This window comes from Streptomyces sp. NPDC107562 (genome assembly GCF_055657325.1).
In genome coordinates this window covers 776851-790381 of record NZ_JBVKBE010000001.1, presented here as the reverse complement: position 1 = coordinate 790381, position 13531 = coordinate 776851, and the positions used below count along the sequence as shown (strand labels likewise).

General features: G+C 70.2%; 11 protein-coding genes and 1 pseudogene. 3 read left to right on the top strand and 9 right to left on the bottom strand.

Annotated features, from left to right (window positions below; translation table 11 throughout):
• The first annotated feature begins 12 nt into the window (after positions 1 to 12).
• Positions 13 to 1032, top strand: coding sequence for an aldo/keto reductase (locus tag ACZ7LV_RS03535; RefSeq protein ID WP_471935251.1), 1020 nt, complete (start codon positions 13 to 15; stop codon positions 1030 to 1032).
• Between the two features lie 100 nt (positions 1033 to 1132).
• Here ACZ7LV_RS03535 and ACZ7LV_RS03530 read toward each other — a convergent pair.
• From ACZ7LV_RS03530 to ACZ7LV_RS03505, 6 genes and pseudogenes are all read right to left on the bottom strand, one after another.
• Positions 1133 to 1285: pseudogene (locus ACZ7LV_RS03530) on the bottom strand (IS5/IS1182 family transposase); the annotation flags it as partial.
• A 14-nt stretch (positions 1286 to 1299) separates the two neighbouring features.
• Positions 1300 to 1851, bottom strand: coding sequence for a YciI family protein (locus ACZ7LV_RS03525; RefSeq protein WP_471935250.1), 552 nt, complete (start codon positions 1849 to 1851; stop codon positions 1300 to 1302).
• 111 nt (positions 1852 to 1962) lie between these two features.
• A complete protein-coding gene (locus tag ACZ7LV_RS03520) occupies positions 1963 to 4344 on the bottom strand; it encodes a beta-xylosidase/alpha-l-arabinosidase (RefSeq protein WP_471935248.1) in 2382 nt (793 codons plus the stop codon).
• Positions 4341 to 5159 (bottom strand): carbohydrate ABC transporter permease, encoded by an 819-nt coding sequence (locus ACZ7LV_RS03515; protein ID WP_471935245.1) that lies wholly within the window; start codon positions 5157 to 5159, stop codon positions 4341 to 4343. The genes ACZ7LV_RS03520 and ACZ7LV_RS03515 overlap by 4 nt, the downstream gene beginning before the upstream one ends.
• Positions 5156 to 6112 (bottom strand): carbohydrate ABC transporter permease, encoded by a 957-nt coding sequence (locus ACZ7LV_RS03510; RefSeq protein WP_471935242.1) that lies wholly within the window; start codon positions 6110 to 6112, stop codon positions 5156 to 5158. Before ACZ7LV_RS03510 ends, ACZ7LV_RS03515 begins: the two co-directional genes overlap by 4 nt.
• A gap of 7 nt (positions 6113 to 6119) precedes the next feature.
• Complete coding sequence (locus tag ACZ7LV_RS03505) at positions 6120 to 7421, bottom strand: ABC transporter substrate-binding protein (RefSeq protein WP_471935240.1); 1302 nt, start codon at positions 7419 to 7421, stop codon at positions 6120 to 6122.
• 138 nt (positions 7422 to 7559) lie between these two features.
• Between ACZ7LV_RS03505 and ACZ7LV_RS03500 the strand changes: the two genes are divergently transcribed.
• Positions 7560 to 8582: a LacI family DNA-binding transcriptional regulator gene (locus ACZ7LV_RS03500; protein ID WP_471935238.1), complete on the top strand. Its 1023-nt coding sequence runs from the start codon at positions 7560 to 7562 to the stop codon at positions 8580 to 8582.
• Between the two features lie 109 nt (positions 8583 to 8691).
• Here the strand turns inward: ACZ7LV_RS03500 and ACZ7LV_RS03495 are convergent, their stop codons facing one another.
• Both ACZ7LV_RS03495 and abc-f read right to left on the bottom strand, forming a co-directional pair.
• Positions 8692 to 10320: an ABC-F family ATP-binding cassette domain-containing protein gene (locus tag ACZ7LV_RS03495; RefSeq protein ID WP_471935236.1), complete on the bottom strand. Its 1629-nt coding sequence runs from the start codon at positions 10318 to 10320 to the stop codon at positions 8692 to 8694.
• A gap of 58 nt (positions 10321 to 10378) precedes the next feature.
• A complete protein-coding gene (abc-f, locus tag ACZ7LV_RS03490; RefSeq protein WP_471935234.1) occupies positions 10379 to 12013 on the bottom strand; it encodes a ribosomal protection-like ABC-F family protein in 1635 nt (544 codons plus the stop codon).
• A 209-nt stretch (positions 12014 to 12222) separates the two neighbouring features.
• Here abc-f and ACZ7LV_RS03485 point away from each other — a divergent pair, with 209 nt between their 5' ends.
• Complete coding sequence (locus tag ACZ7LV_RS03485) at positions 12223 to 12546, top strand: hypothetical protein (RefSeq protein ID WP_471935233.1); 324 nt, start codon at positions 12223 to 12225, stop codon at positions 12544 to 12546.
• Positions 12547 to 12581: 35 nt separating this feature from the next.
• On the opposite strand, the gene ACZ7LV_RS03480 is transcribed toward ACZ7LV_RS03485, so the two are convergent.
• On the bottom strand, positions 12582 to 13376 hold the full coding sequence (locus tag ACZ7LV_RS03480) for an alpha/beta hydrolase (protein WP_471935231.1): 795 nt from the start codon (positions 13374 to 13376) through the stop codon (positions 12582 to 12584).
• Positions 13377 to 13531: the final 155 nt, after the last annotated feature.

Below are 13531 nucleotides of genomic sequence, written 5' to 3'. Positions count from 1 at the left end.
GAGAACCCCTCCATGCAGTACCGACCGCTGGGCCGTACCGGCATACAGGTCAGCCCGCTGTGCCTGGGCGCGATGATGTTCGGCCCCTGGGGCAACGAGGACGAGAGCGACTCCATCCGGATCACCCACCGCGCCCTCGACGCGGGCATCAACTTCGTCGACACCGCGGACGTCTACTCCGCCGGCGTCTCGGAGGAGATCGTCGGCAAGGCGCTGAGGGGCCGCCGCGAGGACGTCTTCCTGGCCACCAAGTTCTTCATGCCCATGGACCAGAACGACCCCAACCAGCGTGGCGGCTCGCGCCGCTGGATCATCCGCGCGGTCGAGAACTCCCTGCGGCGGCTCGGCACCGACCACATCGACCTCTACCAGGTCCACCGGCCCAGCCCCGACACAGACGTCTGGGAGACCCTCGGGGCCCTCACCGACCTCGTCCGCCAGGGCAAGGTCCGTTACATCGGCTCCTCGTCCTACTCCGGCTCGCAGATCGTCGAGGCCCAGTGGACCTCGCGCGAGCGGAACCTGGAGCGCTTCGTCACCGAGCAGCCGCCCTACTCGATCCTGGTCCGCGGCGTCGAGGAGGACGTGCTGCCGACCGTGCGCCGCCACGGTATGGGCACTCTCACCTACAGCCCGCTCTCCGGCGGATGGCTCTCGGGCCGTTACCGCAAGAACGCCACTGACGGACCGGCCTCGGCCGCGCGCCCGCAGGCCCGGTTCGACATGAGTACCCCCGCCAACCAGCGCAAGCTCGATGCCGTCGAACGGCTTGCCGTCCTGGCGGAGAAGGCAGGCCTTTCCCTGATCGAGCTGGCCGTCGCGTTCGTCATCAACCACCCCGGCGTCACGTCGGCGATCATCGGACCGCGCACCATGGAACAGCTGGAGGCGTTCCTGCCCGCCGCCGACGTCACCCTCTCCTCCGACATCCTCGACGCCATCGACGAGATCGTCGCCCCGGGCGTCACGGTCAACCCGGTCGACAACAGCTACGGGGACTTTGAGCTGCGGGCTGATCAGCGTCGCCGCTGACATGAGCCGGCTCCACCTGTCACGGCCGGCCGAGCCGGAGCGCCAACGCGGCTCATCGGCGAACAAGCGCCCCGGACGCTCACCGGCCAAGTGGACCTTCGTGCTGGTGAGCCCGGCAGACATTGGAATCCACGGCGCCCGTCCCGTCCACCTCGTCATCATCATCCGCCGCAGCAAGTACTGTCACGAGGATGCGTTCAGACGTGCCGTCCACGGCCCACCTGATCAAGCGCTTGTGAGCGGTCTGAAGAGACAAAGAGACACCCGTCAGGACGGACGGCCGCCGAACTGCCAGTTGTGCACCTCGACGTCGGCATACCGGTCCGAGGTCAGAAGGGCGCGGGCCGTCTCCGGGTCCGGCGCCCGCACCAGTGCCGCCGTGCCCAGCCAGGTGTCGCCGTCGTCGGACAGCAGCGGGCCGTAGGCGATCAGCTCGTTCTCGTCGGGCGGCAACGCGATGTCGGCGGCCTGCCCGGCGCCGAGACCGAGCACCAGGTAGCGGTTGCCGCCGGACCGGCCTCCGGGAAAGTCCCACATGGTGCGTCCCAGCGTGTTGTGCCAACGGCGCAGCAGCACGTCGCGGTACACGCCGGCCTGCTGGTTCGGCTCGTCGAATGCGAACGCGCGGGCCGCGTCGGGACCGGGCAGGTCGACGATGTGCACACTGCCGGTGGGCGTCTCGCCGTCGTCGGCGAACGTCGGGCCCCGGGCGATCATCTCCTTCGCGTACTGGTCCATGTAGGACCAGTGCTCGGCGAGCAGTTCCTCGCGCAGGTGCAGGGAGCCGGGCCGGTCGCGGTGGTAGCAGAGGAACTCCATGCTCCAGGATCTCTTCCCTGGGGCAGCCAGGTCGAGTCGGTTTTCCCGGGAGGAGCGGGGAAGTCCGCCGACGTCCGCGCTCCTCCCGGTCAGGCATGACCAGGACCCGCGTCAGGCCTCCTGTGCCGGTGCGTGGTCGAAGGTCGCGTGGAAGCGCCGGGTGTGGTCGAGCCGGCGTTCCGGACCGGTCAGGGAGACCGTCGCCGTCATGTGGACGGTGGCGCTCGACGAGGCCAGGCGGAGTTCCAGTTCCCCTGGTTCGAGGATGCGTCGGCCGTCGCGTCCGGTGAAGGACGCCACGTCTGCCGGGACCGTGACGCGGACTCGGGCGGCCTCGCCCGGTCCCAGGGCGAGGCGGGTGTAGCCGATGAGACGCTGCACCGGCTGTACGACGGAGGCGACCGGGTCGTGCAGATAGAGCTGGACGACCTCCGTGCCCGGACGGTCCCCGGTGTTGCGCACGGTGAGGCCGAGGGTGAACTGCCCCGAAGTCGGCGCTTCTTGCTCCTCCACGGTCAGGTCGCTCCAGGCGAAGCGGGTGTACGTCAGGCCGTGGCCGAAGCCGAACGCCGGGGTCGGGTCGATGTTGGACACGTCGCTGGCCTGCGCGAGACGGGCGCCCAGGTACGTGGTGGGCTGGGATCCGGGTCCGCGCGGGACGCTGACGGGGAGCCGGCCGGAGGGGTCGGTACGGCCGCTGAGCACGCCCGCGATGGCCCGGGTGCCTTCCGCGCCGGGGAAGAAGGACTGCACGAGCGCCGCCGAGGCGTCGACCGCGCGGCCGAGGGCGTAGGGCCGGCCCGCGAGGAGGACCGTGACCACGGGTGTGCCGGAGTCGAGCAGGGCGTCGAGGAGGTCCTGCTGGGTGCCGGGCAGGGAGAGCGATTCCGCGTCGCAGCCCTCGCCGCTGGTGCCGCGGCCGAACAGGCCCGCGCGGTCGCCGAGGGCGACGACGACGACGTCCGCCGCACGTGCCACGTCGACCGCCTCCGCGATGCCGGAGGTGTCCGCGTCGTCGACGCCGGTGCCGCGGGCGACCGTGATGTCCGTGTCGGGGAACTCGGCGGCCAGGGCGTCGTGCAGGGAGGGCAGGTCGATGCCGACGGGGACGTCCGGGTGCTGCACTCCGACGTGCATCGGGAAGGAGTAGCACCCCAGTACGGCAGTGGGGACGGTCGCGTTGGGGCCGATGAGGGCGATCCGGCGCGGCCGGGTGAGCGGCAGGGTGCCGTCGTTGGTGAGCAGGACGACCGCCTTCTCGGCGACCTCGCGGGCCAGGGCGCGGTTCTCCGGCGGGTCCAGGTCGACCTTGCCGCGCAGGGCGTCCGGCGCGTCGAGGTCGGCGCCGTCGAGGACGGCCGGCACGGCGGTCCAGTCGGGGTCGAGCAGGCCGAGGGCGGCCTTCTGCCGCAGGACGCGGGTCAGGGCGCGGTCGATGACGGATTCCGCGACGCGGCCCTCGGTGACGGCCTGGACGAGGGGGGCTCCGAAGGTCTTGACGGTGGGGAGTTCGACGTCGACGCCTGCCGCGAGCGCGGTGCCCGCGGCGTCGGCCCAGTCGGCCGCGATGCCGTGCAGCGTCTTGAGGAAGGCGATGCCGAAGTAGTCCGCGACGACCGTGCCGTCGAAGCCCCAGGTGTCGCGGAGCAGTCCGGTCAGCAGGTCCTCGTCGGCGGCGGCGGGCAGGCCGTCGGTGTCGTTGTAGGCGTGCATGACGGACCGGGCGCCGCCCTCGCGAACGGCCATCTCGAACGGCGGAAGCAGGATGTCCGCCCGCTCGCGGGCGCCCAGGGGCGCGGGGGCGAGGTTGCGTCCGGCGCGGGAGGCGGAGTAGCCGACGAAGTGTTTGAGGGTGGCGACGATCCCGGCGGACTGGAGGCCCTGGACGTAGGCCGTGCCGATGGTGCCGACGAGGTAGGGGTCCTCGCCGATGGTCTCCTCCACCCGGCCCCAGCGGGCGTCGCGCACCACGTCCAGCACCGGGGCGAGGCCCTGGTGGATGCCGACGGAGCGCATGTCACGGCCGATGGCGGCGGCCATGCGGCGCACCACGTCGGGGTCGAACGTGGCACCCCACGACAACGGGACGGGGTAGGCGGTGGCGCCCCAGGCGGCGAAGCCCGCCAGGCATTCCTCGTGGGCCAGGGCGGGGATGCCGAAACGGTTCGCCGAGGCGATGCGCGCCTGGGTGCGCTGCAGCGAGAGCGCCCCGAGCGCGGGGTCGACGGGGACGGTGCCGAAGGGCCGGGTGAGCTGTCCCAGACCGTTCGGCAGCAGCGCCTCCAGGTCGACAGCCTCCTCCATGTCGTGCTGATGGGGGGCCACTTCACCGCCCTGGTCGGACGCACCGACCCACACGCCGAACAGCTGGGCGATCTTCTCCTGGAGGGTCATCGCCTCGATCAGCGCGGCGACCCGGTCGGTGAGGGAGCGGGTGGTGTCGTTCCAGAGGGGGATCTCGGGGGTGGTCTCTACGGCCACGTTGGCAGTCACTTTCCTCCGACGCCCATCAGGCCCTGGACCAGGGCGCGACGGGCGAACAGGTAGACGAGCAAGACGGGCATCATGGACAGCACCACGGCGCCCAGCAGGCCCGGGATGTCGATGCCGTGTTCGGTCTGGAAGTTGTACAGACCCAGCGTCACGACCTTCGCGGAGTCGGACTGAGTCAGCACGAGCGGGAACAAGAAGCCGTTCCAGGCCTGGAGTGCGGAGAACACGGTGATCGTGGACAGTCCGCCCCGCGACAGGGGGACGACGAGCTGGAAGAACATGCGCCGCGGACTCGCTCCGTCCACAGCCATCGCCTCGAACAGTTCCGGTGAGATGTCACGCATGGCGCCGCTGAGGATGAGGGCGGACATCGGCAGGCAGAACGCCGCCGTCGGCAGGATGACGCCGAGCAGGTTGTCGTAGAGCCCGGCCTCGCTGATCAGGTAGAACATCGGCACGATCACGGCCTGGGCGGGAATGGCGAGACCGAGCAGGAACAGGCGGAAGACCTGCGAGGTGACCTTGCTGCGACTGCGTACGATCGCGTAGGCGAGCGGGGGCACCAGGGCCAGGACCAGCCCTACCACCGCGGCGGTGACGAGGAGCGTGTTGAGGAAGTACTGGCCGAAGCCGGAGTCGAAGGCGCCGAGGTAGTTGTCCAGGGTGAAGCTCTCCGGGACGGACACCGGGCCGTTCTCGGCGTAGTCGCCGCGGGTGCGCACGGTCGCGGCGAGCATCACGTACAGCGGCAGGCCGACCAGGAAGAGCCAGACCAGGGAGCCGGCACCCGCCAGGTAGTTGGGGCGGCGCCTCATGACACACCCTCCATGGTGCTGCGCATCTTGTCGTAGCCGGAGACGCGGACGACGACGAGGGAGACCACGGTGGCGGCGACGACCAGCACGAGGGCGATCGCGGCGCCGGCACCGAAGTCGAAGCCCTTGAAGGCCTTTTGGTACATGTAGTAGGCGCTGATGGTGGTGTCGGTGCCCGGGCCGCCCTGGGTGAGGATGAGGACGGTCTCGAACGTGGTCAGGCCACCGACGATCATCAGGATCATCGACGTGATCATGGCGTTGCGCAGTTGCGGCAGCGTGATGTGGAAGAACTGCCGGTAGCGGCCCGCTCCGTCGATCTCCGCGGCCTGGTAGAGCACGTGGGGAACGGCGCGGGCGGCACCCTGGTAGATCAGCGTGTGGAACGGGGTGAACTGCCAGGTGCTGACGAAGGCCAGGACGCCGATGGCGGTGGCCTGTTCGCCGAACAGGTTGCCGTCGCCGAACAGCCAGGTCGCGTCGGCCGGGATGCCGAAGTTGGGGTCGAGCAGGGCCCGCCAGACCACGGAGACGGCCGTCGCCGACAGCAGCAGCGGCACGAAGTAGATGACGGACAGCACCGCGCGGTTGCGCTGGTGTCCGGCGGCCCAGACGCCGAGCACGATACTCAGCGGCGTCTGGATGACGACGCCGAGCGCGGTCAGGAGCAGGGTCAGCCAGACGCTCTGGAGCATCACGGGGTCGTCCAGCAGTCGGGACCAGTTGTCCAGGCCGACGAACTCGGGCGCGCCGAGGCCGTTCCAGCTCATGAAGGACAGCACGGCGACCATGACCAGCGGGACGATCGCGAAGAGGGCGAAGAAGACGGTGGCGGGAAGCGCCCAGCCGAAGCCGGGCCGTCCCACGTGCGCTGCGGACGAGCCGGCCGGCCGCCGCCGGGCCTCCTTGCGGGACCCGGCGGCGGGCGGAGCGCTCGTGATCTGTGTGGTCATGAGCCGTTCATTCGGTGGGGAGGGCCTGCATGGCCGTGATGAAGCCGTCCGCGTCGAGCTGGCCGTTGAAGAACTGCTGCACGGCCTGGAGCATGGGCGTGCCGGCTGACGGGGGGTACGCCTGGTCCCAGGACAGCTGGAAGGCGGGTGCCTTCTCGACGAGGTCGTACTGGAAGCGCGAGTAGTCGGGGTTCGCGGAGGAGTCGAGGAACTGCGGGGTGTTCGTCGTGGTCGGCAGGTTGCCGATGGCCAGCTGCGCCTCGACGAACTCGTCCGAGTACATGAGCTTGAGGAACTCGGCGACGGCCTCGGGGTGTTCGGTCTTCTTCAGCACCGAGTAGAAGTTGTTGGTGTTGCCGACGATGTTCGCCGTGTCGCCCTTGCCGCCGGGGACGGTCGGGAAGGTGGTGTAGCCGAGGTCCTTCTCGGCGAACGTCTTGGCGTCCGTCTGCTGCTGGGCGTAGTACCAGGACCCCATCAGCTCGAACCCGGCCTTGCCGGAGGCCAGCAGTGCCGGGGAGGCGCCGTTGGTGTACTTCACCGAGTCGTAGTTCTTGCCGAAGGCGCCCGTGTCGACGAGTTCCTTGAGCGTGCTCAGCGCCTTCTTGCTCTCGGGGCTCTCCCAGGCCGCCTTGTCGCCCTCCAGCGCCTTCTGGAACAGGCCGGGCCCGGCGATGCGGTCGTAGAGGTACTCGAACCACATGAGCGTCGGCCAGCGGTCACCGCCGCCGAGGGCGATCGGGGTGACACCCGCGGCCTTGAGCTTGCCGACCGCGTCGATCAGTTCGTCCCAGGTCTTGGGCGGTGTGACGCCCGCCTCGTCGAGGACCTTCTTGTTGTGGAACAGCAGGATCGGCTGGGTGCCACGCATCGGCACGCCGTACGGCTTGCCGTCGACGACCGCGCTGTTGAAGACCGAGGGCAGGAACCTGTTGTCCAGGTCCGGGTTCTCCTTGATGAAGCCGTCCAGCGGCATCAGCAGGTCGGCCTTGACGAACGGCTGGATGCTGCCTCCGCCCCAGTTGAAGAACACGTCCGGGGCCTGGGGCGTGTTGATGATCGTCTGGAGCTTCTGCTGGTAGTCCGCGCCCGGGATGGTGTCGAGGACGACCTTGACGTCGGACGTCTTGTTGAACGTCTCGACCATCTGCTTCTCGACCTTGTTGCTCGCGTCCCCGTAGACCAGGACATGGATCTTGCCGTCCGACGACGCCTCGCCGGCGCCGCCACCGCAGGCCGACAGGGTCAGCGCCAGGCCGAGCGTCGCGCCGCAGGCGACCAGTCTGGGCAAGCGCGCACGTGTCTTCATCGTTCGCCTTTCGAAAGTTTCGGCGCCATTACCGAAAGTCCATGCCGTGGGACAGTAGGTCAGACCCAGGTTTCGGTCAACGGTCGTGGAGCTGGTCACTCAAACCGTTACCGAGGCGCGGTGACTTACTCTGCTGCTATGCACGATGAAGAGGCGGCTCCGGGCAGAGTGACCCTGGCTGATGTGGCGAAAGAAGCGGGCGTCTCGATGCCGACAGTTTCGAAGGTCCTCAATGGCCGTCCCGACGTCTCCCGTTCCACCCGGGCCAGGGTGGAGCGCCTGCTGGAGGCCAACGGGTACCGCCGCCGGCCCAGGACCACCACCGGCCCCCCGCTGATCGAGCTGGTCTTCCACGAGTTGGACAGCACCTGGGCGATCGAGCTGATCAGGGGCGTGGAGAGCGTCGCCCGGGAAAATCAGGCCACGGTGGTGCTCACCCGCAGCGGAACCCGGCACAGGCCGGCGCCCGACTGGCTGGAGGGCGTGCTCCGACGCAGACCGCTGGGTGTCGTACTCGTCTTCTCCACGCTCCCGCAGGACGTCAGGAGCCGGCTCAGGTCGGCGGCGATCCCCTTCGTCGTCATCGACCCGGCGGGCGACCCCGACCCCGACGTGCCGTCGGTCGGCTCGGCGAACTGGGCCGGCGGGCTCGCCGCGACGCGCCACCTCACCCAGTTGAAGCACGAACGGATCGCGATCATCACCGGCCCCGAGGACATGCTGTGCTCGCTGGCCCGCCTCGACGGCTACCGCTCCGCGCTGGCGATGGCGGGCTTGGAGACGGATCCCCGGCTGATCCGCTTCGGCGACTTCCAGGTACAGGGCGGTTTCGAGCACGCCATGGACCTGCTGGACGGACCGGACCGGCCCACGGCCGTGTTCGCGGGCAGCGACCTGCAAGCACTGGGCGTACTGGAAGCGGCCCGCCTCAAGGGCCTGCGCGTCCCGCGGGACCTCTCGGTGGTCGGCTACGACGACGTGCAGCTCGCCCAGTGGTCGAGCCCACCGCTCACCACGGTGCACCAACCGCTTCGGCACATGGCGCAGGAGGCGGCACGCATGCTGTTCCGGCCGGACGACCCGGGCACGGGCGCCCAGCGCATCGAACTGGCCACGCACCTGGTGACACGGCAGAGCACGGCCGAGCCGGGCGGGGGGTGAGACACCGTCTCACCCCCGGCCTCCGGCTCCTCGGCCTCTGGCTCCTGCTCCTGCTCCTGCTCCGCGTCCGCTCCCCGTCGTCGGCGAGTGCTCGCTGACCTCGCCGCGGTCAGCGCAGGCCGTCGTCGGGCAGCCGGAACTCCCGTCCCTCCCAACGGTTTCGCAGCCAGCGGTCATGACTGGCCAGCACGACGGTGCCCGGGCCCGAGTGCAGGGCGTCCTCCAGTTCGTCGCACAGCCGCGGGGACAGGTGGTTCGTGGGTTCGTCCAGCAGCAGCAGTTCGGGCGGGCGCGCGACCAGCAGGGCCAGCGCGAGCCGACGGCGTTGCCCCACGGACAGGTGCCCGACCGGCCTGTCCAGATCCGCCTCCGCCAGCAGGCCCAGCGAGTCGAGCGGTACGGTCTCCGCCCGCTCGGCGCCGAGGGCCGCGTCATACGTGTCACGGACGGTGCGCTCCGGCCTGCCGAAATGGGTGTCCTGAGCCAGTAGACCGACGGTCAGGTCCGGACGCCGCTCCACTCCGCCGTCCGCCACCGGCAGGCGCCCGGCCAGTACGGCGAGCAAGGTGGACTTCCCCGTCCCGTTGCCTCCCGTGACGAGCAGGCGTTCGCCCGCCGACACGACCAGCCGGCGCACCCGCAGTCGGCCCGGCACCCGCACGTCACGCAGCGACACCAGGGCGCCCGCCGCGGAGCCCGCCGCGAGGGCGGTGTGGAACCTCAGCGGTGGCACGGGCCTGTCGACCTGGGTCCGCTCCAGGTCGTCCAGCCGGCGCGTGGCGTTGCGCACCCGGCGCGAGATCTGGCTCTGCACCCGGCCCGCGCGGTGCCCGTACCCCATCTTCTCGTTGTCGCGGGGTCCGCGGTCCGGGGCGAGCCGGTGCGCGGTCACGTTCGCCACCTCGCGCAACGCGACCAGTTCCTCCTGTTCCTCGGTGTACCGGCGCTCCCAGCGTGCGCGCTGCGACCGCTTCTCGCTCAGATAGGCGCTGTAGTTGCCGCCGTGACGGACGGGGCCGTCGACGGCCGGGTCTAGGTCGATCAGGTCGGTGCAGACGGCGTCGAGGAAGGCCCGGTCGTGGCTGGCCACGACGACGGCACCGGGCAGGCCGCGCACCTGTTCCTCCAGGAACGCCGCGGCCGCGTCGTCCAGGTGATTGGTCGGCTCGTCCAGCAGGAGGGCCGACGGCCGCCGCACCAGCAGCGCCGCCAGCGCCAGCCTGCCGCGCTCGCCGCCGGACAGCGAGCCGAGCGTGCGCCGGTGCGCCATCTCGCCGAGGCCGAGCCCGGTGAGCACGACCGCGGCACGTCGGTCGGCGTCCCAGGCTTCTCGTTCCTGTGCCCGCTCCAGTGCCCGGGCGTACTCCCCGAGCAGGTCCGCATGGTCGGTCGAGTCCTGCGGCGTCCGGGCGAGCAGGCGCCCGGCCTCGTCGAGGCGCCTGAGGTCGTCGCGGGCCTCACGCAGCGCGTCGTCGAGGACGTCGGCGATCGTCGTCGCCCCGTCGAAGGGCATTTCCTGGCGGAGATGACCCAGGTCGGCGGGGCGGACCACACTGCCGGAATCAGGCTTGTCGGCTCCGGCGAGCACATCGAGAAGGGTGGACTTCCCGGCACCGTTCTCCCCGATCAGGCCGATGCGGTGGCCGGGGGACGCGGTGAGGGAGACGCCGTCGAGGACCTTGCGGTCCCCGTGGACGCGCACGAGGTCGTGGGCGAGGAGGGCGGGCTGGGCAGGCATGTGTGTCTCCACGGAAAGAGGTCGCGGCACAGACGGATGAGCTGCTGCGGGCGGTGGATCACACCTGTGGTGCGGCCGACTCCGTCAGCGTCCCGTCGGCCAGGCGCAGCCAGCGGTTCACGCCGACCTCCTTGAGGAACCGCTCGTCATGGCTGACGACGACGAAGGCGCCCTGGTAGGCGCCGAGCGCGCTCTCCAACTGCTCGGTGCCGACCAGGTCGAGGTTGTTGGTGGGCTCGTCCAGCAACAGGAGGTGGGGAGCCGGTTCCGCGCACAGGACGCACGCCAGGGTGGCCCGCAGTCGTTCACCGCCCGACAGGGCTCCCACCGGCAGATGGGCGCGGGTCCCGCGGAACAGGAAGCGCGCGAGCAGGTTCATCCGCTCGGCCTCCGAGCGGTGCGAGGCGAACGCGGCGAAGTTGTCGGCGACCGTGCGGTCGAGGTCCAGGAGGTCAAGCCGCTGGGAGAGGTGGGCGATCCGGCCGTCGGCTCGCGTGATCTCGCCGGTCTCCCCCTCGATGTCCCCGTTGAGCAGACGCAACAGGGTCGACTTGCCGACGCCGTTGGGTCCGGTCAGCGCGATGCGTTCCGGTCCGCGGATCGACAGGTCGATCCCGTCCCCGGCGAACAGGGCGCGCCCGCCGTGCCGTACCTGCAGGCGCGCGCCGAGGAAGAGGGTGCGGCCGGCGGGGACGACGGTGTCGGGCAGGTCGAGCGAGAGGCGCTGCTCGTCGCGCAGCGCGCGGCCGGCCTCGTCCAGGCGGGCCTTGGCCTCTTCCGCGCGGGAGGCGTGCAACTGACCGGCGCGGCCCGCGGATTCCTGGGCGCCGCGCTTCATGTTGCCGGCGAAGATGCGCGGCAGGCCGGCGCTCTTGAGGTTGCGGGCGGCGTTGCTCGCCCTGCGCTCGGCGCGCTCGCGAGCCTGCTGCATCTCGCGCTTCTCCCGCTTCAGCTCCTGCTCGGCACTGCGGACGTTCTTCTCGGCGACCTCCTGCTCGGCCCGCACCGCCTCCTCGTAGGCGGTGAAGTCGCCTCCGTACGTGCGCAGTCGGCCGCGATCGAGCTCGGCGATCCGCTCCATGCGGTCGAGCAGCGCGCGGTCGTGGCTGACCAGCAGCAGACAGCCGGTGAAGTCGCCGAGCACGTCGTGGAGTTTGTGGCGGGCGTCGATGTCGAGGTTGTTGGTCGGCTCGTCCAGCAGCAGCACGTCGGGGCGCTTCAGCAGTTGGGCGGCGAGGCCGAGGGAGACGACCTGGCCGCCGCTGAGCGTGCCCAGGTCGCGGTCGAGGGCGAGACCGGCGAGTCCGAGGCGGTCGAGCTGGGCGCGGGTGCGTTCCTCGATGTCCCAGTCGTCGCCGATGACGGTGAAGTGCTCCTCACCGACGTCGCCGGACTCGACCGCGTCCAGGGCCTTGATGACCGGGGCGACGCCGAGCACCTCGGCGACGGTGAGGCCGGCGTCGAGCGGCAGGGTCTGTGGAAGGTAGCCGAGGGAGCCGGAGACGGACACCGATCCCCTCGTGGGTCGCAGCTCCCCCGCGATCAGCTTGAGCAGGGTGCTCTTGCCCGCGCCGTTGGGGGCGACGAGGCCGGTGCGGCCGGGCGGGACGGAGAAGGACAGGTCGTCGAAGACAGGGGTGTCGTCAGGCCAGGAGAAGGACAGGCCGGAGCAGACGACGGACGCGTCGGACATGGTGAGACCTCGTGTGTGACGCGGAGATGCCGGAAGAGGCACCTCGACGCGGAAGGCGGAAGGCGCAGGATGAGGGAACGACCGCATGGCCACACGGGCCGGCGCTCCTGAGCGCCAGGCCGGTGGCGTTCACCTCCGGGTATCACCCCGAGATGTCGTCGTCACCCACCACGGTCGGTCTCCTCGACACACGAAGAACAGGGACCAGCATGCTAACAGCAACGACGCCCGCGCCCGCAGCCGCGCTCATCCAGGTGGGGCTCGACGCACTAGTCGCCGAGGTCGGCAGCCCCTCCCTCGCCCCGCCCGCCGACCCACGAGAAGCGCAGGGGGCGATGGCCCACTGGGTCGCCGGCCAGATCGCCGACGGCATCCTGGCCCCCGCCACCGGCACCCAGCTCATCCGGGCAGACATCGCCTACGAACTCGACCAGGCCGGAGAAGTGACCGCAGCGGCAGGGCAGTTCCTGGGCGAGAGCGCGGCAGCGGAAGCGGGAACCGGTGCGGTTCGGCGGCGGGCCGCGAAGGTGTAGTGCGGCACACCTGTCTTCGGATAGCCCGAAGCCTTTCAGGAATGAGCGAGCGCCCACTCAAGGGCGTAGTCGGCTACCTCGTGCCAGCCGTCCTGGACCGGCATCAGATGACAGCGGCCGGTGAACACCTTGACCTCGGTGGTGGTACCCGCCGCCTTGTAGTGCTTGGCGTTGGACAACTGGACCTTCGGCGGCATGAGGCGGTCGTGTTCGCCGGAGAGGAACAGCAGCGGCGGCCGCCCTGCATTGTGGAAGTCGACATACGTGTCGGTGTGGCCGGGACGGAGATTGGCAAGGGAGCTGCTCCACACGATGGAACCCGGCGTGGGGATGTGGTAGCGCTCATAGGTGGCCAGGACCTCGTCCTGCGGAAGCGTGTTCGCGAAGGCGTAGCGCCACTGGTCGAGTGTCAGCCCGACGGCACGGTGACGGTTGGCGGGGTTCTTCAGGACCGGCAGGAGAGACCGGACCTGGGACAGCGGCACGACCGGAACCCCCTCGGTCGGCGCCGAGTTGATCACGACTCCGGCGGCGCCGACGCCGCGGTCCAGCAGGATCTGGGTGAACGCCCCGCCGGCGGAGTGGCCCATCACGATCGGCGGCCGGTCCAGCTCCCTGATCACACTCTCCAGCCGGGACATGATCGCCGGAACGGTCGCCCTCCCGATCGGGGAGGGGTCGGCGCGCAAGGCCTCGACCTCCACCTCGAACCCGGGATACCCCGGCGCGATGACACGAAATCCCTTGTCCTCGTAGTGGGCGATCCAGCCTTCCCAGGCACGCGGCGTCACCCAGAAGCCGTGAACAAGGACGATTGTGTCGGGTCTCATCTATGCACTCCCTGGAAACAGACCGAAGACCGATCGAAGGAGAGACCTGGAAGCACCCGGCGATGTGACAGCAAGGCCGCAGAACACAACGACAGGCGCGCGGCGCCGATGGTCCACTCACCGGACGACATCCGGCGCCTCCGGCGCGACCGCCC

Bases quoted from the DNA above. Each gene is read 5' to 3' on its own strand.
- ACZ7LV_RS03515 (WP_471935245.1), bottom strand. From the start codon at position 5,159: ATGAGGCGCCGCCCCAACTACCTGGCGGGTGCCGGCTCCCTGGTCTGG.
- ACZ7LV_RS03485 (WP_471935233.1), top strand. From the start codon at position 12,223: ATGCTAACAGCAACGACGCCCGCGCCCGCAGCCGCGCTCATCCAGGTG.
- ACZ7LV_RS03495 (WP_471935236.1), bottom strand. From the start codon at position 10,320: ATGCCTGCCCAGCCCGCCCTCCTCGCCCACGACCTCGTGCGCGTCCAC.
- ACZ7LV_RS03510 (WP_471935242.1), bottom strand. From the start codon at position 6,112: ATGACCACACAGATCACGAGCGCTCCGCCCGCCGCCGGGTCCCGCAAG.
- ACZ7LV_RS03480 (WP_471935231.1), bottom strand. From the start codon at position 13,376: ATGAGACCCGACACAATCGTCCTTGTTCACGGCTTCTGGGTGACGCCG.
- ACZ7LV_RS03500 (WP_471935238.1), top strand. From the start codon at position 7,560: ATGCACGATGAAGAGGCGGCTCCGGGCAGAGTGACCCTGGCTGATGTG.
- ACZ7LV_RS03525 (WP_471935250.1), bottom strand. From the start codon at position 1,851: ATGGAGTTCCTCTGCTACCACCGCGACCGGCCCGGCTCCCTGCACCTG.
- ACZ7LV_RS03535 (WP_471935251.1), top strand. From the start codon at position 13: ATGCAGTACCGACCGCTGGGCCGTACCGGCATACAGGTCAGCCCGCTG.
- abc-f (WP_471935234.1), bottom strand. From the start codon at position 12,013: ATGTCCGACGCGTCCGTCGTCTGCTCCGGCCTGTCCTTCTCCTGGCCT.
- ACZ7LV_RS03505 (WP_471935240.1), bottom strand. From the start codon at position 7,421: ATGAAGACACGTGCGCGCTTGCCCAGACTGGTCGCCTGCGGCGCGACG.